Below are 25,263 nucleotides of genomic sequence, written 5' to 3'. Positions count from 1 at the left end.
CGACCTTGTCCAGCGGCAAGCACAGTGCAGTGACGCTACGGTTCGGCCAACCACCGGATGGCCAAACCGCATCGCTCAGACAACGGGCTGATACGGAATTTCCAGCAACAAGGGCTCGGCAATCTGCGCCTTGAGCGTGGCGAGATTGGCCTCGTAGGCCAGTTGATCCGGCACCACGCGATTGGCCACCCAGCCAGCCAGCGGTAGCCCGGCAGCCCGAATGGCCTGAGCCGTCAGCAGGGCATGGTTGATCGCCCCCAGCTTCATGCCCACCACCAGAATCACCGGCAGGCCCAATGCGCGGGCCATGTCCTGCATACGCAGGCTATCGGACAACGGCGCCAGCCAGCCACCGGCTGCTTCCACCAACACGATGTCAGCCTGTTCGGCCAACTGTTGATAGTGCTGGACAATGCGCTCCAGTGAAATTTCCACGCCAGCCTCACGGGCGGCGATATGCGGTGAAATCGGCGGCAGAAAACGATACGGATTCATGGCATCGCGATCGGTCTGCCCACTCGCGGCCACCAGTCGTTCCACATCATCATTCTGCCAGCGGCCGTCGGCCATGATCTCGCAACCAGAAGCCACCGGCTTCATCGCCAGCACATGCTTGCCTTGCTGGCGCCATTGCTGAATCAACTGCACCGATGCATGCGTTTTACCGATTTCGGTATCGGTTCCGGTAACGAAAAAACCTTGTGCCATAAACTGGTGCTTTCCTTCTCTTGCCACACCGCGGTGATCACCCTGCAACCACACGGCATGACACGTCCGTTGTGGACGAAAAAAACAAAAAGCGGGGTATCGTTCCCCGCTTTTCCTGTTCCGGCAACCTGCGACGAAGCCTCTTGGGTCGGCTGTCAGCCTCGCAGGCCTTGTGAGCCGGGGCAAAATATGGGCGGCCTTGTGGGCAGCTGGTTTCAACAGACGGTATGCCTGAAACCTTGTTGTCGACAAAGAAGCTAGCCAGATCAGTTGGTTACGGAACCGGGATGGAAAATTCCGTCAACGCTCCCGCCTGCCAGCCTCTTTATCCACGGTAAATCAAACGTCACCCTGCGCCTTGACGCGCTCCTCCTTGCTGGCGAGCTTGTTCAAGGCCGACAGATAAGCCTTGGCCGAAGCCACGATGATGTCAGTATCAGCGCCCTGACCATTGACGATGCGACCATCGCGCGACAAACGTACCGTCACTTCGCCTTGCGATTCGGTGCCCTTGGTGATGGCGTTAACCGAATACAGTTCCAGCTCGGCGCCGCTATTGGCGACCTGTTCAATAGCCTTGAAGGCCGCGTCGACCGGGCCGGAGCCATTGGATTCGGCCTGCTTTTCCGCACCGTTTTCGGCAAACACGATGGTGGCCACCGGCTGTTCACCGGTTTCGGTGCACACCTTGAGCGAGACAAACTTGTAGTGATCGTGATCGACGGCGCCAGTCCCTTCGGACAACAGCGCGTGCAAGTCTTCGTCAAAAATCTCGCGCTTGCGGTCAGCCAGGTCCTTGAAGCGGGCAAACGCGGCATTCAGCGCTTCTTCGCTATCGAGCACGATACCCAGTTCGGCCAACTTGGTCTTGAAGGCATTGCGGCCGGACAGCTTGCCCAGCGTCAGGCGGTTCGCCGCCCAGCCGACACTTTCGGCCGACATGATTTCGTAGGTTTCGCGGTGTTTGAGCACGCCATCCTGATGGATACCGGATTCATGCGAGAAGGCGTTGGCGCCAACAATGGCCTTGTTCGGCTGCACCGGATAGCCCGTAATGGTAGACACCAACTTGGACGACGGCACAATCTGCGTGGCATCCACGCCGGTTTCCACGCCGAATACGTCGTGACGGGTCTTCACCGCCATGACGATTTCTTCCAGCGCGGCGTTCCCGGCACGTTCACCCAAGCCATTAATGGTGCACTCGACTTGGCGCGCGCCACCCATTACAGCAGCCAGCGAGTTGGCCACGGCCATGCCCAAGTCATTGTGGCAATGCGCCGACCAGATCACCTGATCGCCACCCGCCGTATGAGTAATCAAATCGCGGAAGAACGCTTCGGTCAGACGCGGCAAGGAGTAACCGACGGTATCCGGCACGTTGATCGTGGTAGCACCGGCCTTGATCACCTCGGCAAAAATCTGCTTGAGGAATGCTTAGCTCGGAACGCAGCGCATCTTCGGCGGAAAACTCGACATCATCGGTAAATTCACGGGCAAACTTCACCGCCTTGACCGCCGCTTCCACCACCTGCTCCGGGCTCATCCGCAGCTTCTTTTCCATGTGGATCGGGCTGGTGGCGATAAAAGTGTGAATACGGCCACGTGCCGCCGGGGAAATCGCCTCACCGGCCGCGCGGATATCGCGTTCGTTGGCACGCGCCAGACTACAAATAGTGGAGTTCTTGACCACACCGGCAATGGTACGGATTGCATCGGCATCGCCCGGGCTGGCCGCCGCAAAGCCAGCTTCGATGATATCCACCCCCAGACGTTCCAGCTGGCGGGCAATGCGGATTTTTTCTTCTTTGGTCATCGCAGCGCCCGGCGACTGCTCGCCATCGCGCAAGGTGGTATCAAAAATAAACAGACGATCGCCCATGTCAATAATCCTCTCTTGTCCCCGGCCCGCGATGCCGAAGCACCGGTCAGATAGTCGTTGAAATCAAACTTCTTGCCCGGCTGGCCGCCAACTGGGCTAATTTGTTGAGCTGGACAAGCGGCAGACTGCCACGCTCTCTCCACTTGTAGATTGCTGCACGGGACACCGGCTCATCGGGAAACGAGCGACTCAGGGCTTCGGCCAACGTACCCGGGCCACCAAAGTCTTCGATCAGTCGTTCAATGTCCAATTGCATACCGGTCTCCTGCTGCGTATTGATGTCAGACTACCCAAATCAGCGACAAGTTGTCAAACAAATCAAATAAAATAATTAGAAATTAGCCAAAGCAGCATGTCCACATCAATTTTATTAGACATTATGTCTAATAAAAGACAGCGAACATAAAAAAAGCGGCTGCTCGCCGCTTTTCGTATCCTCTACGCCAACGACTACTGAGCAACCACGGCAGGCTTGTGCAGTTTGCGCCATAATGCCATCAGATAACCAGACAGGGCATAGCAGACAAAAAAGCCAAACAACACCAACGGCGGCTTGGAAACGAACAGCAGGATCAGCACCACCACCAAAAGCAGTGCAATGAAAGGCACCTTCCGGCGCACATGCAGATCCTTGAAGCTCCAGAACTTGATATTGGTCACCATGCTGACACCGGCAAAGGCGGTAAACGCCAAGGCAACCCACGGCAGGATTTGCAGATCGTTATAACCGTACTCATGGCAAATCCATACCAACCCAGCCACCAGAGCCGCCGCCGCCGGGCTGGGAATACCGATAAACCAGCGCTTGTCGGCAATCCCGATCATGGTGTTGAAGCGCGCCAGACGCAAAGCGGCCCCAGCACAATAAACAAACGCCGCCATCCAGCCCAGCTTGCCCAGACCACGCAACATCCATTCATAAGCCACCAGTGACGGCGCCACACCAAAGCTCACCATATCGGACAAGCTATCGAACTCGGCACCAAAGGCACTCTGACTGTGCGTCAGGCGCGCCACCCGGCCATCCATGCCATCAAAAATCATGGCAATGAAAATCGCCACGGCGGCATACTCAAAATTGTGGTTCATCCCCTGAACCACAGCATAAAAATAAGCAAACAACGCGGCCGGGGGTAAACAGGTTGGGCAACAGATAAATGCTCTGACGGCGTAGCGTCGGCTTTTCTGACCCATGGGAGTCGGGAGTCTGCATCGTTACTTTCCGCACCAGGCAATGGCACCAGCGCACCATTGCGGTTGATCTCAACAAGAACGCTATTGTAACGCGAGCGACTGATCTCGCGGGCAACACCTCACCCCGCGACCGCGCGGCGAATCCGCTATACTTGCTCGTTTGATTGATTATGGGGAACGACTCGTGTCCGAGCGACTTTTCGTCCAGCTGCAGCACGTGCTGCCCAAGCGGCTCATCACGCGCCTATTCGGTTTCATGGCGCGCCAACAGGCCGGAGCGCTGACACAATGGATGATCCGCCGCTTCATCGCCCGCTACGATGTCAACATGACGGAGGCAGCCAACACCGACCCCAGCGCCTACGCCAGCTTCAATGACTTCTTTACCCGCGCCCTGCGACCAGGCGCACGCCCGTTGTCTGCGGCGCAACTGACTTGCCCGGTGGATGGCGCCATCAGCCAGTTCGGACGCATTGAGCACGACCAGCTGTTCCAGGCCAAAGGCAAACACTACAGCAGCACCACCTTGCTCGCTGGCGACTCGGCCATGGCGCGGCAATTCGACAACGGCCTGTTCGCCACCATTTACCTCAGCCCGCGGGACTACCACCGCATTCACATGCCGTGCGATGGACGCCTGCTGGAAATGAGTTATGTACCCGGCGAGTTGTACTCGGTTAACCCTGCCACCGCCCGTGGCGTGGACAACCTGTTCGCCCGCAATGAACGCGTCGTCTGTCATTTTGACTCCGCACAAGGGCCATTCGCACTGGTCATGGTGGGCGCCACCATTGTCGGTAGCATGGAAACCGTATGGCACGGCGTCATCAACCCGCCACGCAGCACCAGCGTGCGTCACTGGGATTATCGAACGCAGAATATCACGCTCAGACAAGGGGAAGAGATGGGGCGTTTCCTGCTCGGCTCAACCGTGGTACTACTGTTCCCGCAAGGGTCATTGCAATTCAATCCCGACTGGGCACCGGCCCGCGCGGTACGCATGGGCGAAGCAATGGCTAACTGAAACAGATTTCTGAGCCTTGATGACATAAAAAAAGCCGGGAGAAACTCCCGGCTTTTTGCATTGCCACACTAGCGATCAGTTCTTGGACTGGTCAACCAGTTTGTTCTTGGCGATCCACGGCATCATCGCACGCAGCTCGGCACCGACTTTTTCGATCGGATGATCGGCAGTCAGACGACGACGCGCAGTCATGGCCGGGTAGTTGGTTTTGCCTTCGAGGATGAACATCTTGGCGTATTCACCAGACTGGATGCGATACAGAGCCTTTTTCATCGCTTCCTTGGAAGCAGCAGTGATCACTTCCGGGCCAGTCACGTACTCGCCATACTCCGCGTTATTGGAGATGGAGTAGTTCATGTTGGCGATACCGCCTTCGTACATCAGGTCCACGATCAATTTCAGTTCGTGCAGACATTCGAAGTAAGCCATTTCCGGAGCATAACCGGCTTCGGTCAGGGTTTCGAAACCGGCTTTCACCAGTTCTACTGCGCCACCACACAGAACAGCCTGTTCACCGAACAAATCGGTTTCGGTCTCTTCACGGAAGCTGGTTTCAATCACGCCACCTTTGGTGCCGCCATTGGCTGCCGCATAAGACAGGGCCACGTCACGTGCCTTACCGGATTTATCCTGATACACAGCGATCAGCGACGGTACACCGCCACCCTTCACGAATTCGGAACGAACGGTATGACCCGGGCCTTTCGGAGCGATCATGATCACATCCAGGTCTTCGCGCGGAACGATCTGGTTGTAATGCACGTTAAAGCCGTGAGCGAAGGCCAGTGCAGCACCCTTCTTGATGTTCGGCTCGATCTCTTTGTGGTAAACCTCCGGCTGGGACTCGTCCGGCAGCAGGATCATCACGACATCGGCTTTCTTGACTGCTTCAGCAACTTCCTTGACCTTGTGGTAAGCAGCTTCTGCCTTTTTCCAGGACGCACCATCCTTACGCAGACCCACGATGACGTCCACACCGGACTCTTTCAGGTTCTGAGCATGGGCATGACCTTGTGAGCCATAGCCAATAATGGCCACTTTCTTGCCCTTGATAATGGAAAGATCAGCGTCCTTGTCGTAAAACACTTTCATTTGGTTGTCCCCTGTTGTCCGGACCACCTCGCAGGCAGTCCGGCTGGATTTCACTTTCAGATTTTCAGAATCCGCTCACCGCGACCGATGCCGGATGCGCCGGTACGGACCGTCTCCGGATCACTGTGCGGTCAATTGCCTCGATAAAGGCATTGAGCTTGTCGCTCGTACCAGTCAGCTCGATGGTGTAAGTCTTTTCCGTTACATCGATGATGCGACCACGGAAGATATCCGCCATGCGCTTCATTTCTTCCCGGTCCTTACCGGTAGCGCGCACCTTGATCAGCATCATCTCTCGTTCGATGTGCTCGGATTCATTGAGGTCTATCACCTTGACCACCTCGATCAGCTTGTTGAGCTGCTTGGTGATCTGCTCGACGACTTCTTCGGAACCGTGGGTAACGATCGTCATGCGCGACAGCGTCGGGTCCTCAGTTGTCGACACTGTCAGTGAGTCAATGTTGTAAGCCCGGGCCGAAAACAGGCCCACCACGCGGGATAATGCGCCCGCTTCGTTTTCCAGAAGAATAGAAAGTATATGTCTCATGCCGCCCAACCTCAGCACATATTGCCGTAGTCGCGATTATTCTCGAAAGGAGTCAGCTGGATATTCTGCATATGCGCAGGCAGATCCATTTGGTCCAGACCCTTGCCGTTCTGCACCATCGGGAACACGTTTTCTGACTGGTCGGTACGGAAGTCCATGAATACCAGACGTTCTTTCAACTTGGCACTAAAGGCTTCACGCAGCACCGGCTCTACATCGGACGGATTTTCGATCTTGAAGCCGACATGACCATAAGCCTCGGCAATCTTCACGAAGTCCGGCAGTGCATCCATATAGGATTCCGAGTAACGCGTGCCGTAGAAGAATTCCTGCCACTGGCGCACCATGCCCAGATAGCGGTTATTCAGCGACAACACCTTGACCGGTGTGTGGTACTGCTTGCAAGTGGACAGCTCCCGGATGTTCATCTGAATGGAGCCTTCGCCGGTGATACAGGCAACGGTTGCATCCGGATTGGCCAGTTGCGCGCCCATGGCTGCTTAAGCAAACCAAAGCCCATGGTACCGAGACCGCCGGAATTGAGCCACTGTTTCGGATTGTCAAACTTGTAGTACTGCGCCGCCCACATCTGGTGCTGGCCCACGTCGGAGGCGATGATAGCCTTGCCACCCGTGATTTCGTACAGTTTTTCTACCACGAACTGCGGTTTGATCAGTTCGGTGGACGGCGTGTACAGCAGCGAATTGTGGCTACGCCATTCTTCGACCTGTTTCCACCAAGCTGCCAGCGAACGCGGATTAGGCTTGTGTCCCGACTGATTGAGCAAGTCGATCATTTCCCGCAGCACGTATTTGACGTCGCCCACGATCGGCACATCGGCCTTCACCCGCTTGGAGATGGAGGACGGATCGACATCGATGTGGATAACTTTTTTCGGCTGAGCCGGGAAGTGTGACGGCACGCTGATCACGCGGTCATCAAAGCGCGCACCGACCGCCAACACCACGTCAGCGTACTGCATGGCCATGTTGGCTTCGTAAGTGCCGTGCATGCCCAGCATGCCGAGGAATTGCTTGTCCGACCCCGGATAGGCGCCAAGGCCCATCAGGGTATTGGTACAGGGCACACCCAGCATGCGGACCAGTTCGGTCACTTCGGCCGAGGCATTACCTTGTACCGCGCCGCCACCGATATAGATGAACGGACGCTTGGCGCTGGTCAGCAGATTGACGGCTTTCTTGATCTGCCCCGGATGGCCGCGGGTAGCGGGCACGTAGGAGCGGATCTGTACGCTTTCCGGATAGGAAAACTCGGTCAAAGCCTGTGCAACATCTTTAGGGATGTCTACGACCACCGGGCCGGGACGGCCGGTTTGCGCGATGTAAAACGCTTTTTTGATGGTCGATGCCAATTGGTTGACATCTTTCACCGGAAATTATGCTTAACACAGGGACGGGTGATACCCACCATGTCGACTTCTCGGAAAGCATCCGGCCAATCGCCGGGGTTCCCACCTGACCGGACAGCACCACCAGCGGGATGGAGTCCATGTGGGCCGTGGCAATACCGGTGACGGCATTGGTTGCACTGGCCCGGAGGTAACCAGCGCCACGCCCACCTTGTTACTGGAACGCGAATAGGCGTCCGCCGCATGGACGGCGGCCTGTTCGTGACGCACCAGTACGTGTTTGAATTTGTCCTGCCGGAAGATGGCATCATAAATGTCGAGAACCGCGCCGCCGGGGTAGCCGAATACGAATTCGACTCCTTCTTCCTGCAGGCTACGGACTACGATTTCCGCGCCCGATATCTGCATCTTTGCCTCTTTGTCTTTTCATTTGAAGCCAACATTAGTGTCAGCTTCGTTTCATCCCGTTGTAATCATTGACCTTAGCGTATAGGCAAGAGTCAGGTCAAGTGATTTTGTGCAGGTGCAAAAAGGCCATAAACCACGGTAAAAACAGGAAAATTTGACAGACTGGTCGAAGATTTGCCGCTCTGCTAACATCTTGTGTTGGCATTTTCTCGAAATGCGCACATGGCAAACCATAAAGAAATGGCCGACTTTCTTGCGTCGGTGGAAAAACGCGCGTTCAAACAGGCGTTATATGCCGTTCAGCAGGAAGACAATGCTCTGGACATTGTTCAGGATGCCATGCTCAAGCTGGCGGACCGCTATCCTCATGCCCCGGCGGCAGAACTGCCCCTCATTTTCCAGCGCATCCTGCAAAACACCATCCGCGATTACTATCGCCGCAGCAAGGTTCGCCGCTTCTGGACCACGCTGCTGTCTTCTCTCGTTCCCTTGCACGACGATGGCGAAACAGTGGACCCGCTGGAGTCGCTGGAGGGCGCGCGCGACGAGGGCAGCAATCCCGAGACCTGGCTCGCGCGCAAGGAAGTGGCCACGCTAATCGAGGCGTCGCTACAGCTGCTACCACCACGTCAACGTGAAGCGTTCTTGCTGCGTTATTGGGAAGGTCTGGATGTGGCAGCCACCGCCCAGATCATGGGATGTTCGCAAGGGAGCGTGAAAACCCACTGCTTTCGTGCCACGCACGCTTTGGCTGCCATGTTGGCCGAAAAGGGAATCACGCTATGACACGTTCAATGCCTTCGTCGCAGGACGATTCGCTGCCACTGAGCCAGCGCCAGCAAGACCGTCTGGCCGCGGCACGGCAACGTGCAATGCAGCAGTTCGAGCAACGTCATGAGCAGCCAGCGGCGTTGGCCGAGAAAGTTTCGCTCTGGGTTCTGCGCCATACCTTGCTGGTTCGACGCGGGACCGTGGCGCTGAGTCTGGCGCTACTCACCGGCATGGGGTTCTGGTTGAGTGAATCCTTGCTGCTGGAAGAGTCGGTGGACACGCGCGTGCTGTCACAGGAGCTACCGCTGGATGCGTTTCTGGACCCCCAGTTCTCTGATGGCCTGCGTGAATAAACGGTTCTGCTGGCCTATCGTCAGCGGTTTGCTGCTGCTTTCGGCCAACCTTTATGCCAATACGCCATGGGCACAGCTGAACAGCAACCAACGCAGCGCCATGGCACCGCTGGAGCAAGAATGGTCCAGCTATCCGGCGAGCCAGCAAGACTGGCTGCTGCAACTGGCCAAAGGCTATGCCAAACTCAGCCCGGAAGAACAGCCCCGGTTTCGCCAACGCCTGAAAGCGTGGTCCAACCTGAGCGCTGCCCAACGCGAACAGATCCGGCAAAACTGGAAAAAACTGCAAAGTCTGCTTAAGCACCACAACGGCTCAAGGTGATTGAGCGGCTGAAAACACGTTACGCCACCGCTGGCACGGCGCGATAGGCCGGTTGCCACACGCCGTACTTGCACATCGGCCGACAAGGCTACTATGCTGCGCCAGCGCCGCTTGCTAGCGCGGTCCGCCCTCCCCTAACTCGACCCTGTTTAGGCATGACTGATTCTTACGTAACGCCCAGTCTGGCTCGCCGCTTGGCCAGCCTGTTATACGAACTGTTGCTGGTTGGCGCCCTGCTGCTGACCGTTTCTGCCGTACTCACCGCGGTGCAGGCAGGACTCGGCAAATCGGCCTGGCTCGATATCCTGTTCCAGTTGGTGCTGGTAACAACCCTGTTCGGCTATTTTGGTTATTGCTGGGTAAAAAATGGCCAAACCGTAGCGATGAAAGCCTGGCGACTGAAACTGGTTGATCAGCACGGTGCCTTGATCGGCTGGCGTCAGGCTGCCGTGCGTTATGGCGTGGCGCTGGCCTTGTTTATCGGCCTGCCGGTTGTGTCCTACCTGAGCTGGGCACGCAGTTACGGCCACCAACCGGTGACGTTGTGGTTATCCGCCTTGTGGTGCTTGATGCCGTTTGCTGCCGCGTACCGGACAAGGATGGCCTGTTCTTGCATGACCGGCTGGCCGGTACCCGCCAGATATTGCTCCCCAAGCGTCCGCGTGCGGCGCGTTGAATCGCACTGAACAGCGTCGGGCAGGACAGGTGGCAAACCAGAATTTAGCCAAAGTGTTGTAAAAACACCGCCTTTTTCTGCCAGTTTGTTTAAATTGGCAGAAAATCGCCGTTCAGGCATACATTTTACAAATATGTGAAGCGAACAGGCGGCTTCCCGCCTTTTCCGCTGGGCGGAATCAACTTATATTCCGCAGAACATTCTTTACATCAAACAAAAAAAATAAAAAGGCTGTGCTACTCTCTGAAAAAAATAACCATTTTGTTATTGATTCAGCAGGGACACCACACCGCATGCAAGAACAACCGGACCAGATAGACCGCATCGTTGCCCTTTGGCGTGACGTGCGCCCAGACCTTGATGCCTCTTCGACTGAAGTCGTCGGCCGTATCGTGCGTCTGGAATACTTCATTACGCGCCGCGTGCTGCAAGACCGGCACGTCATCACCTCAACGTGGGTGAATTCGACGTACTGGCTGCCCTGCGACGCAAGGGCCCGCCGTACCAGCTCTCGCCCAACCAGCTGCAAAGCATGGTGCTGATCTCCTCCGGCGCCCTGACCAACCGTATCAACCGACTGGAAGAAGCCGCGTTGGTGACCCGATCACCCGATCCGGAAGACCGTCGTGGCGTGATCGTGACGCTTACCGACAAGGGGCTGGCCGTGATTGAAGATGCCGTCGTCCATCATCTGGCGGCCGAAGCAGAGCTGATCGAGACACTGGACGCGGAAGAACGTGCGCAACTGGCCGGTCTTCTGAAAAAACTGCTGCAGGCTCACGAAGACTAAGTAGCACATACAGCAGAGACAAAAAAACCACCGCTGATACGGTGGTTTTTTTATGGGCAATGGCAGGAGGCTGCTCAGTTGTACGGGCTGTTGCCGCTTCGGCAGTTTTCAGTGACGCTCCGGCATTCCAGTTCCACTGGCGCTTCCAGGGCGCCGATTACCAGATTGGGGTATTCCGCCCGCCCCAGACTGCCGTTGTAACGCCCCAGCGCCCGAAACAGGTTGCCATGCTCCATGTCCAGATAATGGCGCAGGATGGTACAGCCGTAGCGCAAGTTGGTGGTCAGATCGAACAGGTTTTGCTGCGGGGTGCCGATCTGGCGCACCCAGAACGGCATTACCTGCATCAGGCCACGCGCGCCTAAGCACCGGACAACGCGTACTTCTTGAAACCGCTTTCCACCTGAATCAGCCCCAACACCAGCTGCGGGTCGAGGCCCGCGCGGGTGGCCTCGTAATGAATGGCGGTAAGCAGCCGCTCGCGCATCCAGCTATCCGGCAGGCGTTTTTCCAGTCGGCGCGACATTTCGGCCAACCATGCCCGGCCTTCGCGCGGGTCGTCAAACACCAGCCGTGGCGCGTTCACGTCGGCAATACTGCGCGACATGGCGGACGCCACATTCGCAGACAGCGCTTCTTCCCGCTGGGCACCGGCCCAGACCGGGCTGCTCGCCAGCAGCCCCAACAGCAAGATGGCTAATCCGCGTCGCATGATGTTTACCCCAGTTGTGCCAGTACATGATCCAGAACGGCGTCAGCCGCCACCGCCGTGGCTTCACCGGCACGACGGGTCTGGTATTCCACCTTGCCTTCTTTCAGGCCACGGTCACCAATGGTGACACGGTGCGGTACGCCGATCAGTTCCCAGTCGGCAAACATGGCGCCCGGACGCTCGCCACGGTCGTCCAGAATCACGTCCACACCACGTTCGGCCAACCCGGCGTAGAGCGCATCGGCGGCCACTTTCACCTCGGCCGAGCGGTCATAGCCCACCGGGCAGATGACCACGGTAAACGGTGCCAGTGCATCCGGCCAGATAATGCCTTTGTCGTCATGGTTCTGTTCGATAGCGGCACCCAGAATACGCGACACGCCAATGCCGTAGCAGCCCATTTCAAACGGTTTGGGCTTGCCGTCTTCATCCGGAAGGTGGCATTCATGGCAGCCGAATACTTGGTGCCCAGATAGAACACGTGGCCAACTTCAATACCACGCTGAATGGCCAGCGTGCCCTTGCCGTCCGGGCTGGCATCGCCTTCCAGCACGTTGCGGATGTCCAGCACTTCCGGTTCCGGACAATCGCGGCCAAAGTTCACGCCGGTGAGATGATGATCATCCTCGTTGGCACCGACCACCATGTCGGCCATCTTGGCCACGGTGCGGTCGGCAATGATACGGCCCTTGAAGCCGACCGGGCCGAGCGAGCCCGGGTTGGCGCCAAACGCATCCTTGATGGCGGCCGGGCTGGCAAAAGTCAGCGGGGACTTGATACCGGCGATCTTCTCGGCCTTCACTTCGTTCAGTTCGTGGTCGCCACGCAGCAGCATCAGCACTGCTTCGTCTTCATCGCCTTCCACCACCACCGCCTTGACGGTCTGGCGGATATCCACCTTGAGGAAATCCACCAGCTCGGCAATGGTCTTGACCTTGGGCGTGTGGATTTTTTGCAGGTTGGCCGAAGGCGCCGGGCGCTCGCCAGCCGGAGCCGGGCTTCGGCCAACTCGATATTGGCGGCGTAGTCGGATGCCGGGCAGTAAACGATGGCGTCTTCGCCGGTATCGGCAATCACCGGAATTCGTGCGACCGGTCGCCACCGATGGCACCGGTATCTGCCGCCACCGCGCGGTAGGTCAGGCCCAGACGGTCGAAGATACGGCGATAGGCGGCGAACATGTTGTCGTAGCTGCGGTAAGCGGCCTCGACATCACGGTCGAAGGAGTAGGCGTCCTTCATGATGAATTCGCGGCCACGCATCACGCCAAAACGCGGACGGCGTTCGTCGCGGAACTTGGTCTGGATCTGGTAGAAGTTCTTGGGCAACTGACGGTAGCTGCGCAGTTCGCCACGCACCACGTCGGTGATCACTTCTTCCGAGGTCGGCTGGATCACGAAGTCGCGGTCGTGACGGTCCTTGAAGCGCAACAGCTCCTCGCCCATCTTGTCCCAACGCCCGGTTTCCTGCCACAGCCCGGCTAAGCTGCACCACCGGCAGCGACAGTTCAATGGCACCGGCCCGGTTCATTTCTTCCCGCACGATGTTTTCCACCTTGCGCAATGCCCGCAGTCCCATGGGCATCCAGGAATACACCCCGGCAGCCACTTTACGGATAAAACCGGCGCGCAACATCAGTTTCTGGCTGACGATATCGGCATCGGCGGGAGCTTCTTTCAGGGTGGAGATGAAAAACTGCGAAGCGCGCATGGAAAACATCCTTGGTCAATTCAGCGGGTAAATACCCATGATTGTAACGTTTCCGGCCCGGCGGTGCAGCAAGGTGCCAGTTCGCGGCCCTGATCCGCCCGGATAAAGGGCGGCCAGCACCATGCCGGAGGCTTAACCAAAGCGCCGGATTTTGGCAAGCAAGTTATTGAGCGGCTGTCGTTTTCCGCCGACAGCACGGCTACAATGGTCCGGCGGCACCTGCTTTTCCTTGGCTCACGTCAAAGGAGAGGAGTAAGCTTCGCGCTCGTCAGCCCGCCCGGTGCAACGCACCATAACCCCGCGGCAATACACGGTTGCCATGCGGCAGGCTGCTTCAGTCATACAAACCGAATACAGCAGATACACCATGCAAGATCACAACAAGCAGGCAATGGCCGGGCTAACCCCGGCCGCCCTAGGCGTGGTTTACGGCGATATTGGCACCAGTCCGCTTTATACCTTGCGCGAGTGCTTCACCGGGCACGGCATTGCCACCACTCCAGAAAACATTCTGGGCATTCTTTCGCTGATTTTCTGGTCGCTCATCTTCGTCGTATCGCTCAAGTACGTCGCCTTCATCCTGCGCGCCGACAACCGCGGCGAAGGCGGCATCATGTCGCTGATGGCGCTGGCACGGCATTATTCTTCCCATGCCGCGCGCTGGAAGGTGGTGATGCTCGGGCTGTTTGGCGCGGCGCTGTTCTATGGCGATGCCATCATCACCCCGGCCATTTCCGTGCTGTCCGCCACCGAAGGGCTGGAAGTGATCACGCCGGAACTGAAGATGTGGGTATTGCCCATGTCGATTGGCGTGCTGATGGGGCTGTTCATGCTGCAACGCTTTGGCACGGCCAGTGTCGGCGCGCTGTTTGGCCCGGTGATGCTGACCTGGTTCACCATTCTGGCGCTGCTCGGGCTGCTGCATATCGCCCAGAACCCGGCCGTCCTCGCCGCACTGAATCCGTACTGTGCCATCAACTTTGTCCACCATCATGGTTTGGGAGCTTTCCTCACCATGGGGTCGGTGGTGCTGGCGCTGACCGGGGCCGAGGCGTTGTATGCCGACATGGGCCACTTTGGCAAAAAACCGATCCGGCTGGCCTGGTTCAGTCTGGTGCTTAAGCCGCTGGTGCTCAATTACTTTGGTCAGGGGGCGCTGCTGATCGCCCGGCCGGAAGCCATCAAGAACCCGTTCTTCCTGCTGGCGCCGGACTGGGCGCTGTTCCCGCTGGTCATCGTCGCCACACTGGCCACGGTGATTGCCTCGCAGGCGGTGATTTCCGGTGCCTATTCGCTTACCCGCCGGGCCATTCAGCTGGGCTACTGCCCGCGCATGGCGATCCTGCACACCTCGGAAAAGGAAATCGGCCAGATTTACATGCCCTTCATCAACTGGGGGCTGCTGGTTGCCGTGCTGGTGGTGGTGGTGCTGTTCAAATCGTCCGATGCGCTGGCCTCGGCCTACGGCATTGCCGTGACCGGCACCATGCTGATTACCACCGTGCTGTTTTATGTGGTGGCGCGGGCTAACTGGCACTGGTCGATGCCGATGGCGCTGGGTGTGGCAACGCTGTTTGGCCTGATCGACATGGTGTTCTTCAGCGCCAACGTGCTCAAGCTGTTCTCCGGTGGCTGGCTGCCGCTGGTTATCGGGCTGGGGATCTTCGTGTTGATGACCACCGGAAAAAGGCCGGGAAGTGCTGATGGCACGGCTGCATGAACAGGCGCTGCCGCTGGAAAGCTTCATCGAAAATCTGGAAGCCTATCCGCCGACCCGGGTGCAAGGCACGGCGGTGTTCCTCACCAGCACGTTGCAAGGCGTACCGCATGCGCTGCTGCATAACCTGAAGCACAACAAGGTGCTGCACGAACGCATCGTACTGCTGACGGTACGCACCGAGGATGTCCCGTACGTGGCGCGCGAGGAACGGGTGGAAGTGGTGCAGCTGTCGCCCTCGTTCTGGCGAGTGATTGCCCGTTACGGCTTCAAGGAAGACCCGAGCATTCCGGACGTACTGGCCTACTGTGCCGCCGAACGGCTGTCGTTCGAGCTGATGGATACGTCATTCTTCCTGTCGCGCGAAACACTGGTCTCGACCGAACGCAAAGGCATGGCGCAGTGGCGCGAGAAGATTTTTGTGTGGATGAGCAAGAACGCCTTGCGCGCCACCGATTTCTTCCAGATCCCTACCAACCGCGTGGTGGAACTGGGCGCCCAGATCGAGCTGTAACGCCACACGCGTCTTTAAGCTGTTAGCAAGAAACCCGTCAGGTATTCGCCCGGCGGGTTTTTTCATGCCGACGCGCACTACGCTGCCAACGGGCAGAACTGACAGGCCGTGTCTTGAAAAACTTTACCCGAGCAGCCAAGTCGTATCACCACACCCCGTCTGTTTAGCCCGGAACAACGCTGGCCGCTGCTACACCGCGAGGCCGTGCGCCATGGTTCACGCGCCCGCCGCCTCCCTGACGCAGATCATGGCAACGACAGTTGGCCAAATATGGCCGGAGCAGACGGCGTAAACTCACCGTTTACTGCTTAGTTCAGCCGTTTATCACCAAGGAACACCGAAATGTTTGGCGCAACCAAGGCATTGAAAGAACAACTGGCAACCACCACAAGTGAGCTGCACGCCCAGCAAGCGCTGTGGCAAAGCTTGCAGCACTGCATGATTGTGGCGGAATGGTCGACTGACGGTACTCTGGTTTCGGCCAACTCCAACTTCAGCCAGCTCATGGGCTATGCCGAAACCGAGCTGCGCGGCATGGCGCACAGCCGCCTGTGCGCGCCGCAATACGCCCAAGGCAGCGCTTACCAGCAAGTGTGGCAACAGCTACGTTTGGGGCAAGCCTGTAGCGCCCGTATCCAGCACCTGACCAAATCCGGGACAAACCTGTGGCTGGACACCAGCTTTGCGCCAGTGAAAGGCGGCAACGGCGCCGTCAGCCGCATCGTGCAAATTGCCAGTGACGTAACCGCGAGCGTGGAAGCGGCCGCACAGACCGAGAGTCTGGTGGAAGCCATTAATCGCTCGATGGCCGTGATCGAGTTCGACATGAACGGCAACATCCTGAACGCCAACGACAACTTCCTCAAGGTGGTGGGTTATTCCCTCGGCAGAGCTCAAGGGGTGCCATCACAGCAAGTTGTGTTCGGCTGAATACACGCAAAGCAATGACTACCGCGAATTCTGGAGCCGCCTGAATCATGGCGACTTCTTTTCCGGCCAGTTCCAGCGCGTCGGTAACGGCGGGCGCACCGTCTGGCTGGAAGCCACCTATAACCCGGTGATTGGCAAGGACGGCAAGCCTTATCGGGTGATCAAGTTCGCCTCGGACGTGACCGCGCAGATGCAACGCTTCCAGGCCGAGCAACACACGGCCCAGACGGCTTACCAGATTTCGATGGAAACCGAAAACCTGTCCGCCAGCGGACAGGAGGTGATTTTGCAGGCCATCAGCAAAATGCGTTTTCTGGAAGAACACGTCACCACGTCCTCCAATCAGGTGCAAAGCACTGGGCGATAAAACCAATCAGATCACCTCGATCGTCAACACCATTCGCGAGATTGCCGACCAGACCAACCTGCTGGCCTTGAATGCTGCCATCGAAGCGGCTCGCGCCGGTGAAACGGGCCGCGGATTTGCCGTGGTGGCGGATGAAGTGAGGAAACTGGCGGAGCGAACCGCCAACTCCACGTCGGAAATTTCCCAGATGATCGGCACCATCCGGGCAGAAAGCCGGCGGTGATCCACAGCATGGAGCAGAGTCTGGCCGAAGTGGAAGAAGGGGTGCAGCTGGCGAATAATGCCGACGCCGCCATCCACAAGATCCGTGAAGGCGCCCACAAGGTGGTGGATGTGGTGCAGGAACTCTCCAAGACCATCAAGCAGTAACGACTGCCCGCCACCTAGGCCGCGCCGTTTCGGTTCCGCCAGCCGTGTCTTGGGTGGCGACGCACGGCGTTCGGCCAACCTTTGACCGGGCTTAGCCCGGCAAATCAATGGCGCGCCGTGCCCGTGGCCAATCAAAGAACGGGCCGGGGTCGGTCTTGCGACCGGGCGCGATGTGTTCATGGCCGGTCATGGCGCGTAGTGGTAACGCCGCCTTGAGCGTGTTGGCCAGCGCCGTCAACATGCCGTACTGGGCGGCTGAAAACGGCTCGAAATCGCAGCCTTCCAGCTCCACCCCAATGGAAAAATCGTTGCAGCGCTCACGCCCCTGCCAGCTGGAAACACCGGCATGCCAGGCGCGGCGGTGCACCGACACGCACTGCACCAACTCGCCATTACGCCGGATGAAAAAATGCGAGGACACGCGCAAGCCGTCGATGGTGGCGTAGAACGGGTGTTCGGCCGGGTTGAGCCGATTGGTAAACAGTTGCTCCACGCCTTTGCCGCCATAGCGGTACGGCGGCAGGCTGATGTTGTGGATGACCAGCAGTTCCGGCTGCACGCCTTCGCTGCGCTCGTCACAATTGGGCGACGGCACGCAGCGCGCCTGCTGAATCCAGCCATCCGGCAGCAGGGTCAGGCTGGGCAATGTGGTGGGCCGACGGTAATGCAGGCGCCACAGCACCAGCCCATCCGGTCCATGCCAGCGCTGTTCCGGCTCGAAACCGGCCTTGTGATACAGCCCCAGCGCGGCGCTATTGGCCGCACCGGTGTCCACCGTCACCTCGTCCGCGTCGGCCAACAACACATTCAGCAGCCGGTAACCCCAGCCAGCATGAAAATGTTGCGGGTCCACCACTGTGCGCTCAATGTGCCAGCCACCTTCCGGCCGCTCGCTGACCACCAGTACGCCACGCAAGTCGGTGCCTTCAAAAGCCCCCAATACGCGCTGATGGCAAGCCATGGCGTCGTTGAGTGTCGGCCACAGTACCGGCAGTGCCGGGTAAGCCAGCCAGTCGGCTTCGACCTGATGCGCCGCCAGTTGGATGCGCCAGGCCGGTTCGGCCAACTGTGCGTCCGTGAGATCCAATTCGCGGACGGTGAAGGGCAACTCCATTGCCGTTAATCCTTTCCTGAAAACATGCCTTGCCCAATCCCGGCCTCAGCCACGGGCAGCGGCTACACTTAAGGTGACGTCGCCAATTTATTTGAGCGGTATCATGGTTTTTGATATGGCGATGCGTCAAGCTTGCCGCATCCCCCCTTGCGCAGGAGCTTCCCATGCTGACTTTGCACAACCTTGGCAACACCGCCGCTGTCTCGTTCGAGCAACCGCTGGAGATGCTGCTGGCGTGTCATGACAAGATCCGCCGATTTTGCGACCAACTCGACAAGTTGCCCGGCTATGTGGCCCAGCATGGCGTTGACGAAGCCGCCAAGAACACCATCGATGGCGCCATCCGCTATTTCGACGTAGCCCGGCACATCACCTGGATGAGGAAGAAGAACTGTTTCCCCTGCTGCTGGCGCGTGAGCTGGCGCACCGCGACTGGAACAACTGGCGGCCGAGCACGGCTACCTGCACTCCTGCTGGAACGCCATCCGCGACGACCTGCTGGCCCTGCGTGACGAGCAGATCACCAGCCTGAACGCCAACGAGGTGGAAGAGTTCGTGCGCCAATACCGCGAACACGCCGCCTCGGAAGAAGCCTGGCTGATCCCCACCGCTGAACGCCTGCTCAACGACGAGGAAAAACAGGCCGCTGGCGCACGCATGGCCGCCCGGCGCCAGCAACCGGCCAGCTAACGCCCGCTCGCCACGCGCTGCTGCCCGGCGGGCAGATCAGCGAGATGCCGGTCAGGTGCGGTAGAATAGACCTTTGTCCTCTCCACCGCACCCACCATGCTTTTTACCTTTGGCGAATTGTTAGTCATGCTGCTGGTCATCCTGATCGCAGCAGAATGCTTTACCAATGCCCCGGAACACCTTGGGCAGAAATTGAATATTTCCGAAGGCGTTACCGGCTCGCTGTTTGCCGCCGTGGGCACCGCCATGCCGGAAACGCTGGTGCCGATTCTCGCCATCATGGGCAGTTCGGCCAACGCGCAGGTCAATCAGGAAATCGGCGTCGGCGCAATTCTGGGCGCGCCGTTGATGCTGTCCACGCTGACCACCTTCATGATGGGCATGGCCGTGTTCCGCCGCCGCAAGGCCGCGGGTCATATCCGTCCGGAACGCACCGGGTTTCTGCGCGACCTGCACTTCTTCCTCGCCTCCTACAGCCTGTCCGCGCTCGCCATGTTCGTGCCACATGAAGGCCCGCTCGCCATGCTGCGCGGTGCCATCAGCGTGCTGCTGGTGCTGACCTACTTCGTGTATGTGCTGGTGACGCTGCGCGCGTCCAGCCAGCTGGTGGAACAAGGCCACGCCACCGAAGCCGATCACGACATGTTCCTGCAGAAAATCGGCCTGCCGGTGAACTGGTTCACCATCATTGCCCAACTGGCGCTGGGCCTTGGCCTGCTGGTAGGCGGTGCGGAGGGCTTCATCGCCGGGGTGGAAAACGCATCCGGCCTGTTGGGCATCTCGCCGCTGCTGCTGTCGCTGATGATCATTCCGATCGCCACCGAGCTGCCGGAAAAGATCAACTCCATTTTGTGGATTCGCAAGGGCAAGGATACGCTGGCCTTTGGCAATATCACCGGCGCCATGGTGTTTCAGGGCACGCTGCTATGCCATCGGCATTGCGCTGACACCGTGGGTGCCGCGCACCGAAGTGTTTGCTTAAGCCTGATGATCACGCTCGCCGCCACGATCTGGCTGCGTATTGTCGCCAGCCGCGCCGGTGGCGTGCGCGTGTGGCATGTGCTGGTCAACGGCGCGCTGTATCTGCTCTACCTGAGCATTGCATTGCACGCCTGATCACACCCCGGACAGGGTTGGCCGAAGCGGCGCAACACGCAAAAAAGGGAGGCATTGGCCTCCCTTTTTTATTTAGTGTGCGACGTCGGCTCACGCCGTCAATTTGAGCAGGTCGGCAAATGCCACTTCAAACTGGCGCAGGCCATCGCGCTGCAACTCGTCACCCACTTGCGCCAGATTGATACCGGCTGCTTCCACCTGCGCCAATAACGCCGGGGCCTGCTCCATGTCTTGCGCCAGCGTCGCCGCCGCCTCGCCATGGTCGCGGAATGCCGCCAGCGTGGCATCCGGCACGGTGTTCACCGTCTCGGCACCAATCAGGCTGGCAACATACAACACATCCGAATAGGCCGGATTCTTGGTGCCGGTGGAAGCCCACAGCAGGTATTGCGGCCGCGCGCCAGCGGCACGCAGGGCGGCAAACTCCTCGCCATGGAAACGCGCCAGATAGCGGCCATACGCCGTCTTGGCCAGTGCGATGGCCGTCTGGCCTTGCAACGCTTCGGCCAACTTGCCATCCAGCAGGCTGTCGATGCGCGACAGGAAGAAGCTGGCCACCGCCTTGATGCCGACCAACGGCTGGCCATCGGCCAGACGCGCCTGCAGGCTTAAGCAAGATAAGCGTCCCACACCGCTTCCACCTGCGGCAGGCTGAACAGCAGCGTGATGTTGACGTTGATCCCCTCGCGCGTCAGCTGGCGGAAGGCGCGGATACCGGCAGGCGTGGCCGGAATCTTGATCATGGCATTGGGCCGGTCGATCTCGCGCCACAAGCGGCGCGCGGCGGCCAGTGTGCCGTCTTCGTCATGCGCCAGTTCCGGCGAAACTTCCAGACTGACATAGCCATCGTCGCCGCCACTTTGCTGGTACTGCGGCGCCAGCAGATCGCACGCGGCCTGAATGTCCGGCACCACCAGCGCTTCGTAGCGCGCCTCGGCGCTGAGCGAGGCATCCGCTTTCAGGCGGGTCAGATCCTGCTGGTAGCTGCTATCGGACCGGATGGCCTTGTAGAAAATGGCCGGGTTGGAGGTCACGCTTAAGCAATGCCGTCTTGCTCGAGCAGGCGCGCCAGCGCGCCGGAGGACAACAGTTCGCGCGACAGGTTGTCCAGCCAGACACGTTGGCCGAACGGACGAATGGAAAGAAGTCGGGTCATGGAGGAATCCGGGTAGGCTACGACAAAAACATAATCGCACATCCTAACGTGCCGGAACCGGCCCGCCAAGATGTGCGTTGGTACGGTGGCTTAATCGTCGGCGGCCACGGTGTCCGGTTCGGCCTTGCGTTCGTTCTGGAAGATCACGCTGAAGGTGCTGCCCTTGTCCGGTTCGCTCTTGATGTCCAGCCGGGCGTTATGGCGCGCCACCACGTGCTTGACGATGGCCAGCCCCAGCCCGGTGCCGCCATTCCCGCGTGAACGGCCACGATCGACGCGATAGAAGCGTTCGGTCAGGCGCGGAATGTGCTCGCGCGGAATGCCGATGCCGGTATCGCTCACCGAGAAGCGCAACTTGTCGCCCTCCTCCTGCCAGCTGATCGTCACTGTGCCGCCTTCCGGCGTATAACGCACCGCGTTGGACACCAGATTGCCAAAGGCGGAATGCAGCTCCTGACTGCTACCCCACAGCCACTGCGCGCTGAGCTTCTCCAGCCGAATCTGATGACGCCCCTGCGACAAGCCTTCGGCTTCGACCATCAAGGTATCCAGCATCTCCTGCATGTTGACCTTTTCCGAAGCCACCGCCTTGGGGCTGTTTTCCAGCTTGGACAGGGTGAGCAGGTCTTCCACCAAGCTCTGCATGCGCCGCGACTGCTCCATCATCATCGGCAGAAACTGGCGCAGCGTGGATTCATCCACCTGCGGCATGTCCATCAGCGTTTCCAGAAAGCCGCCCACCACGGTCAGCGGAGTGCGCAATTCGTGCGACACGTTGGCCACGAAGTCGCGATGCACCGTCTGCACCCGTTCCAGCTGGGTGATGTCACGCGACAGCAGCAGTTTGCGCGTGGAATCAAACGGCACCAGCTGAATGGAAATCAGCATTTCGCGCGGTTGCAGGAAGTTAAGCAGCAGCGGCTGACTGAAACTGCCGGTTTTCATGTAGGTGTGAAACGCCTAGCTGGCGGATCAGGTTGAGAATCTGGTTGCCGATGTCTTCCTTGCGGTTGAGGCCCAGATGTTCCACCGCCATTGGGTTGATCCACTCGATGCGGTCGTTCTCGTCCAGCACCACCACGCCGTCCGGCATGGCTTCACCGGCGTTGATGAAGCGTTCCAGCACATTGGTCAGCTTGCGCTGGCTCTGACTCTGGCTGCGCATCATGCGATACAGCGTCATGAACACGGTATGCCACGAGCCGAAACCGTCCGGCACGCGTTCGGCCACCGGGTTTTGCAGCCAGCGCAGCATCAGGGCGATGTGGTACAGGTGAAAGGTCAGCCACGCCGCCGGGCACAGCACCACCACCAGCAGGGCATTGACCGCGCCGGAACCGGCCCAGAAGCCCAGCCCCAGCAGGATGATGCCCACCAGCCACCCTACCGAATTTTGCAGAAATTCGCGCAAAGCCGTCTCACTGTTGAATGGAGAAACGGTAACCGGTTCCCCGTACCGTCTGGATCAGTTCGTCGTGGCCGGTCGGTTCCAGCGCGCTGCGCAGACGGCGGATATGCACGTCGACGGTGCGCTCTTCCACGAACACGTGATCGCCCCACACCTGGTCCAGCAATTGGGCGCGCGAATGCACGCGCTCCGGGTGCGTCATGAAGAAATGCAGCAGGCGGAATTCGGTCGGCCCCAGTTCCACGGTGCCATCGTGGCCGGTCACGCGGTGGGTGATCGGGTCCAGCCGCAGGCCGCGCACTTCCACGGCGTCATCCGTCATCTGCGGGGCGCGACGGCGCAACACCGCCTTGATGCGCGCCAGCAACTCACGCGGGGAAAACGGCTTGGTGATGTAATCGTCGGCACCGCTTTCCAGCCCGGTGACTTTGTCCTGCTCGTCGGAGCGGGCGGTCAGCATGATGATCGGGATATGTTTGGTGCGCTCGTCGTTACGCAGGCGCTTGGCAATATCCACACCGGAGGCGCCCGGCAGCATCCAGTCCAGCAATACCAGGTCGGGCAAGGCGTTTTTCACCGGGGTGAGCGCTGCCTCGGCGGTACTGGCACGCAGCACATGGTGCCCAGCCTGAGTCAGGTTGAACGCAATCAGTTCCTGAATCGCCGGTTCGTCTTCTACAAGCAAAATGTTTGCAGCCATAAGGGTCCATTCCCGTTCGCAATTGTGGCAAGGATAAAAACGGGCGATTACATAAATATGACAGTTCTTGGAAATTTCCAAGTTTCTGTCATTGATGCCGTGATGGGTGCGCTGGCTAGCACGGACAAGGCCACGCTCACAGTGTAACGGCAGCAGCAGGAAAACGGGATGGAGCAAGGACAAAGAAAAGAGGGCCTGTCCAATGGACAGGCCCTTAAGGGTCGTAGTCAATGTATTGATCTGACGTGAGACCGGGGACAAAGAGATCACCAGGACAGTGTGCGCGGTCATCAACGGGATGAAGGCGCGACAACCATTCCAAGTGGAAAACAGCGAGCAGCCGGACAGTGCCGTCCGCCGTCTTGATAGGGCGAGATTCTACGGCGTGAGGGGCGATTGTTTAATGTATAAACATTGTATTTTTGCCATCATTACCTTATTTTCAACGGTTGTAACCACTAATAACTTTTGAAACGAAGGCATGGACAAGTACGACCGTAAAATCCTGCTGGCGCTGCACGCCAACGCCCGCATGCGCTTTGCCGAACTGGCACGGCAAGTGAACCTTTCTGCCCCGGCGGTGGCCGAGCGGGTGGAAAAACTGGAGCGCGCCGGGGTGATTACCGGCTACCACGCGGCAATCGATACCGCCGGGTGGGCTTGCCGATTCGTTGCCTGATCGAGTTGACGGTGAAGAACCCGGAGTACTACGCGGTGGTGGAGCAGATCCGCAATATGCCGGAGGTGGTGGAGTGTGCGTCGATCACAGGCAGCAGCGGGCTGATGATTCGCGTGGCAGTGGATACCATGTCGTCGCTGCAGGCGCTGATTGCGCGGCTGATGCAGTATGGCGACACCCAGACGTCGATCATTATCGACATGCCGGTACCGGCCCGGCTGCCGACCCTGCCGGAACACGACTGAAAGGTTGGCCGAATTCGGCCAACCTTTAGCTGCGCGTCAGGCGCTTAACGCGTGGCCAGACGCTGCAGGATGTTGGAAAACTCTTCCATGAAGGTATCGAAGCGCGAAGTCATGCGGTCGACATCGCTGGCAAAGCGGTTGTAGGCCACCACCGCCGGGATGGCGGCAAACAGGCCGATGGCCGTGGCGATCAGCGCTTCGGCAATCCCCGGTGCCACCGTGGACAAGGTGGCCTGCCCGGCGTTACCCAGCCCGATGAAGGCGTGCATGATGCCCCACACCGTGCCAAACAGGCCGACATACGGGCTGACCGAGCCAACCGTGGCGAGAAACGGCGTGTGGCTGTCCAGCTCGTCCAGTTCGCGCTGGGCGGCGGCACGCATGGCGCGGCGGGAGCCGTCCATGATGTCGGACAGCTCGGCCCCGGAGCGGCCGCGCAGTTTGAGGAATTCGGCAAAGCCGGACTGGAAGATGCGCTCCATGCCCAGCGTATCGTTACGCCGGTTGGCGTCCTCGTACAGCCGGTTGAGGTCCACTCCGCTCCAGAAACGCCGTTCAAACTCATCGCTGCCGTGCCGCGCCGCGCGCAACACCACGATCTTGTTGAAGATCAACGCCCGGAAAGCACGGAAACCAAAGCCAGCCCGGCCATGACGATCTGCACCACCACGCTGGCGTTCAGGATCAGGCTCAGGATTGA

Annotated in this window: 25 protein-coding genes and 8 pseudogenes; 17 read left to right on the top strand and 16 right to left on the bottom strand. The window is 59.0% G+C overall.

Annotated features, from left to right (window positions below; genetic code table 11):
- Positions 1 to 75 precede the first annotated feature (75 nt).
- From bioD to pssA, 3 genes and pseudogenes are all read right to left on the bottom strand, one after another.
- On the bottom strand, positions 76 to 708 hold the full coding sequence (gene bioD, locus GKE73_RS10835) for a dethiobiotin synthase (RefSeq protein WP_230370032.1): 633 nt from the start codon (positions 706 to 708) through the stop codon (positions 76 to 78).
- Positions 709 to 1,047: 339 nt separating this feature from the next.
- Positions 1,048 to 2,846, bottom strand: a pseudogene (locus tag GKE73_RS25750) (2-isopropylmalate synthase).
- Positions 2,847 to 3,040: 194 nt separating this feature from the next.
- A pseudogene (pssA, locus tag GKE73_RS10815) lies at positions 3,041 to 3,803 on the bottom strand (CDP-diacylglycerol--serine O-phosphatidyltransferase).
- A 165-nt stretch (positions 3,804 to 3,968) separates the two neighbouring features.
- Here pssA and asd point away from each other — a divergent pair.
- On the top strand, positions 3,969 to 4,808 hold the full coding sequence (gene asd / locus GKE73_RS10810; RefSeq protein ID WP_230370030.1) for an archaetidylserine decarboxylase: 840 nt from the start codon (positions 3,969 to 3,971) through the stop codon (positions 4,806 to 4,808).
- 75 nt (positions 4,809 to 4,883) lie between these two features.
- Here the strand turns inward: asd and ilvC are convergent, their stop codons facing one another.
- The 3 genes and pseudogenes from ilvC to ilvB all read right to left on the bottom strand — a co-directional run bounded on the left by ilvC (position 4,884) and on the right by ilvB (position 8,224).
- The gene (ilvC, locus tag GKE73_RS10805; protein ID WP_230370029.1) at positions 4,884 to 5,900 is read right to left on the bottom strand and encodes a ketol-acid reductoisomerase; all 1,017 of its coding nucleotides are present in this window, start codon (positions 5,898 to 5,900) and stop codon (positions 4,884 to 4,886) included.
- A 56-nt stretch (positions 5,901 to 5,956) separates the two neighbouring features.
- Positions 5,957 to 6,447 (bottom strand): annotated as a pseudogene (gene ilvN / locus GKE73_RS10800) (acetolactate synthase small subunit).
- Positions 6,448 to 6,458: 11 nt separating this feature from the next.
- A pseudogene (gene ilvB / locus GKE73_RS10795) lies at positions 6,459 to 8,224 on the bottom strand (biosynthetic-type acetolactate synthase large subunit).
- Positions 8,225 to 8,446: 222 nt separating this feature from the next.
- Here ilvB and GKE73_RS10790 point away from each other — a divergent pair.
- From GKE73_RS10790 to GKE73_RS10775, 4 genes are all read left to right on the top strand, one after another.
- Positions 8,447 to 9,010, top strand: coding sequence for an RNA polymerase sigma factor (locus GKE73_RS10790; protein ID WP_230370028.1), 564 nt, complete (start codon positions 8,447 to 8,449; stop codon positions 9,008 to 9,010).
- Entirely contained in the window at positions 9,007 to 9,348 is a 342-nt protein-coding gene (locus tag GKE73_RS10785; RefSeq protein ID WP_230370027.1) for a DUF3619 family protein, read from the top strand. The genes GKE73_RS10790 and GKE73_RS10785 overlap by 4 nt, the downstream gene beginning before the upstream one ends.
- Positions 9,341 to 9,670, top strand: a complete 330-nt coding sequence (locus tag GKE73_RS10780; protein WP_230370026.1) for a DUF3106 domain-containing protein — start codon at positions 9,341 to 9,343, stop codon at positions 9,668 to 9,670. The genes GKE73_RS10785 and GKE73_RS10780 overlap by 8 nt, the downstream gene beginning before the upstream one ends.
- 155 nt (positions 9,671 to 9,825) lie before the next feature.
- Positions 9,826 to 10,356: an RDD family protein gene (locus tag GKE73_RS10775; RefSeq protein WP_230370025.1), complete on the top strand. Its 531-nt coding sequence runs from the start codon at positions 9,826 to 9,828 to the stop codon at positions 10,354 to 10,356.
- A gap of 262 nt (positions 10,357 to 10,618) precedes the next feature.
- Here the strand turns inward: GKE73_RS10775 and GKE73_RS10770 are convergent, their stop codons facing one another.
- Complete coding sequence (locus GKE73_RS10770) at positions 10,619 to 10,786, bottom strand: hypothetical protein (protein WP_230370024.1); 168 nt, start codon at positions 10,784 to 10,786, stop codon at positions 10,619 to 10,621.
- Between the two features lie 14 nt (positions 10,787 to 10,800).
- Here GKE73_RS10770 and GKE73_RS10765 point away from each other — a divergent pair, with 14 nt between their 5' ends.
- The gene (locus GKE73_RS10765; protein WP_230370023.1) at positions 10,801 to 11,136 is read left to right on the top strand and encodes a MarR family winged helix-turn-helix transcriptional regulator; all 336 of its coding nucleotides are present in this window, start codon (positions 10,801 to 10,803) and stop codon (positions 11,134 to 11,136) included.
- A gap of 127 nt (positions 11,137 to 11,263) precedes the next feature.
- Here the strand turns inward: GKE73_RS10765 and GKE73_RS10760 are convergent.
- Together GKE73_RS10760 and GKE73_RS10755 are read right to left on the bottom strand one after the other, a co-directional pair.
- Positions 11,264 to 11,848 (bottom strand): annotated as a pseudogene (locus GKE73_RS10760) (transglycosylase SLT domain-containing protein); the annotation flags it as partial.
- Between the two features lie 5 nt (positions 11,849 to 11,853).
- A pseudogene (locus GKE73_RS10755) lies at positions 11,854 to 13,558 on the bottom strand (proline--tRNA ligase).
- A 367-nt stretch (positions 13,559 to 13,925) separates the two neighbouring features.
- On the opposite strand from GKE73_RS10755, the gene GKE73_RS10750 reads away from it, so the two are divergent.
- From GKE73_RS10750 to GKE73_RS10730, 6 genes are all read left to right on the top strand, one after another.
- Positions 13,926 to 15,278 carry a potassium transporter Kup gene (locus GKE73_RS10750; RefSeq protein WP_376767335.1) on the top strand — a complete coding sequence of 451 codons (1,353 nt, stop codon included), beginning with the start codon at positions 13,926 to 13,928 and terminating at the stop codon, positions 15,276 to 15,278.
- Positions 15,262 to 15,789 (top strand): KUP/HAK/KT family potassium transporter, encoded by a 528-nt coding sequence (locus tag GKE73_RS25745; RefSeq protein ID WP_376767334.1) that lies wholly within the window; start codon positions 15,262 to 15,264, stop codon positions 15,787 to 15,789. The genes GKE73_RS10750 and GKE73_RS25745 overlap by 17 nt, the downstream gene beginning before the upstream one ends.
- 342 nt (positions 15,790 to 16,131) lie before the next feature.
- Positions 16,132 to 16,719 (top strand): PAS domain-containing protein, encoded by a 588-nt coding sequence (locus GKE73_RS10745; protein ID WP_230370022.1) that lies wholly within the window; start codon positions 16,132 to 16,134, stop codon positions 16,717 to 16,719.
- Entirely contained in the window at positions 16,706 to 17,086 is a 381-nt protein-coding gene (locus GKE73_RS23330) for a PAS domain-containing protein (protein ID WP_280954882.1), read from the top strand. Before GKE73_RS10745 ends, GKE73_RS23330 begins: the two co-directional genes overlap by 14 nt.
- On the top strand, positions 17,061 to 17,309 hold the full coding sequence (locus GKE73_RS10735) for a methyl-accepting chemotaxis protein (protein ID WP_312854562.1): 249 nt from the start codon (positions 17,061 to 17,063) through the stop codon (positions 17,307 to 17,309). Before GKE73_RS23330 ends, GKE73_RS10735 begins: the two co-directional genes overlap by 26 nt.
- Positions 17,306 to 17,455, top strand: a complete 150-nt coding sequence (locus GKE73_RS10730) for a hypothetical protein (protein WP_230370021.1) — start codon at positions 17,306 to 17,308, stop codon at positions 17,453 to 17,455. Before GKE73_RS10735 ends, GKE73_RS10730 begins: the two co-directional genes overlap by 4 nt.
- Before the next feature lie 91 nt (positions 17,456 to 17,546).
- On the opposite strand, the gene ampD is transcribed toward GKE73_RS10730, so the two are convergent.
- Together ampD and GKE73_RS10720 are read right to left on the bottom strand one after the other, a co-directional pair.
- The gene (ampD, locus tag GKE73_RS10725) at positions 17,547 to 18,101 is read right to left on the bottom strand and encodes a 1,6-anhydro-N-acetylmuramyl-L-alanine amidase AmpD (RefSeq protein ID WP_376767425.1); all 555 of its coding nucleotides are present in this window, start codon (positions 18,099 to 18,101) and stop codon (positions 17,547 to 17,549) included.
- 84 nt (positions 18,102 to 18,185) lie between these two features.
- A pseudogene (locus GKE73_RS10720) lies at positions 18,186 to 18,416 on the bottom strand (GNAT family N-acetyltransferase); the annotation flags it as partial.
- Between the two features lie 317 nt (positions 18,417 to 18,733).
- Here GKE73_RS10720 and GKE73_RS10715 point away from each other — a divergent pair.
- The 3 genes from GKE73_RS10715 (at position 18,734) to GKE73_RS10705 (ending at position 20,375) form a co-directional block, all read left to right on the top strand.
- Complete coding sequence (locus GKE73_RS10715; RefSeq protein ID WP_230370020.1) at positions 18,734 to 19,081, top strand: hypothetical protein; 348 nt, start codon at positions 18,734 to 18,736, stop codon at positions 19,079 to 19,081.
- A 31-nt stretch (positions 19,082 to 19,112) separates the two neighbouring features.
- Positions 19,113 to 19,259, top strand: coding sequence for a hypothetical protein (locus tag GKE73_RS10710; protein ID WP_230370019.1), 147 nt, complete (start codon positions 19,113 to 19,115; stop codon positions 19,257 to 19,259).
- A 96-nt stretch (positions 19,260 to 19,355) separates the two neighbouring features.
- A complete protein-coding gene (locus GKE73_RS10705) occupies positions 19,356 to 20,375 on the top strand; it encodes a sodium:calcium antiporter (protein WP_230370018.1) in 1,020 nt (339 codons plus the stop codon).
- A gap of 90 nt (positions 20,376 to 20,465) precedes the next feature.
- On the opposite strand, the pseudogene tal reads toward GKE73_RS10705, so the two are convergent.
- The 4 genes and pseudogenes from tal to phoB form a co-directional block, all read right to left on the bottom strand.
- Positions 20,466 to 21,531: pseudogene (tal, locus tag GKE73_RS10700) on the bottom strand (transaldolase).
- 90 nt (positions 21,532 to 21,621) lie between these two features.
- Complete coding sequence (phoR, locus tag GKE73_RS10695; protein ID WP_230370017.1) at positions 21,622 to 22,476, bottom strand: phosphate regulon sensor histidine kinase PhoR; 855 nt, start codon at positions 22,474 to 22,476, stop codon at positions 21,622 to 21,624.
- Entirely contained in the window at positions 22,439 to 22,942 is a 504-nt protein-coding gene (locus tag GKE73_RS10690) for a phosphate regulon sensor protein PhoR (RefSeq protein WP_230370016.1), read from the bottom strand. The genes phoR and GKE73_RS10690 overlap by 38 nt, the downstream gene beginning before the upstream one ends.
- 7 nt (positions 22,943 to 22,949) lie before the next feature.
- Entirely contained in the window at positions 22,950 to 23,639 is a 690-nt protein-coding gene (gene phoB, locus GKE73_RS10685; RefSeq protein ID WP_230370015.1) for a phosphate regulon transcriptional regulator PhoB, read from the bottom strand.
- Positions 23,640 to 24,120: 481 nt separating this feature from the next.
- Here phoB and GKE73_RS10680 point away from each other — a divergent pair, with 481 nt between their 5' ends.
- Entirely contained in the window at positions 24,121 to 24,318 is a 198-nt protein-coding gene (locus GKE73_RS10680; RefSeq protein WP_230370014.1) for an Lrp/AsnC family transcriptional regulator, read from the top strand.
- Entirely contained in the window at positions 24,300 to 24,563 is a 264-nt protein-coding gene (locus GKE73_RS10675) for an Lrp/AsnC ligand binding domain-containing protein (RefSeq protein WP_230370013.1), read from the top strand. Before GKE73_RS10680 ends, GKE73_RS10675 begins: the two co-directional genes overlap by 19 nt.
- Before the next feature lie 44 nt (positions 24,564 to 24,607).
- Here GKE73_RS10675 and tolQ read toward each other — a convergent pair whose 3' ends face one another.
- Positions 24,608 to 25,177 carry a protein TolQ gene (gene tolQ, locus GKE73_RS10670; RefSeq protein WP_446686329.1) on the bottom strand — a complete coding sequence of 190 codons (570 nt, stop codon included), beginning with the start codon at positions 25,175 to 25,177 and terminating at the stop codon, positions 24,608 to 24,610.
- Positions 25,178 to 25,263 lie beyond the last annotated feature (86 nt).

The sequence above is a fragment of the Paludibacterium denitrificans genome, assembly GCF_009707705.1.
In the GTDB taxonomy this organism is placed as follows: domain Bacteria; phylum Pseudomonadota; class Gammaproteobacteria; order Burkholderiales; family Chromobacteriaceae; genus Paludibacterium_A; species Paludibacterium_A denitrificans.
Note: the sequence above shows the minus strand (reverse complement) of the source record. Positions and strands in the feature narration are given on the sequence as shown.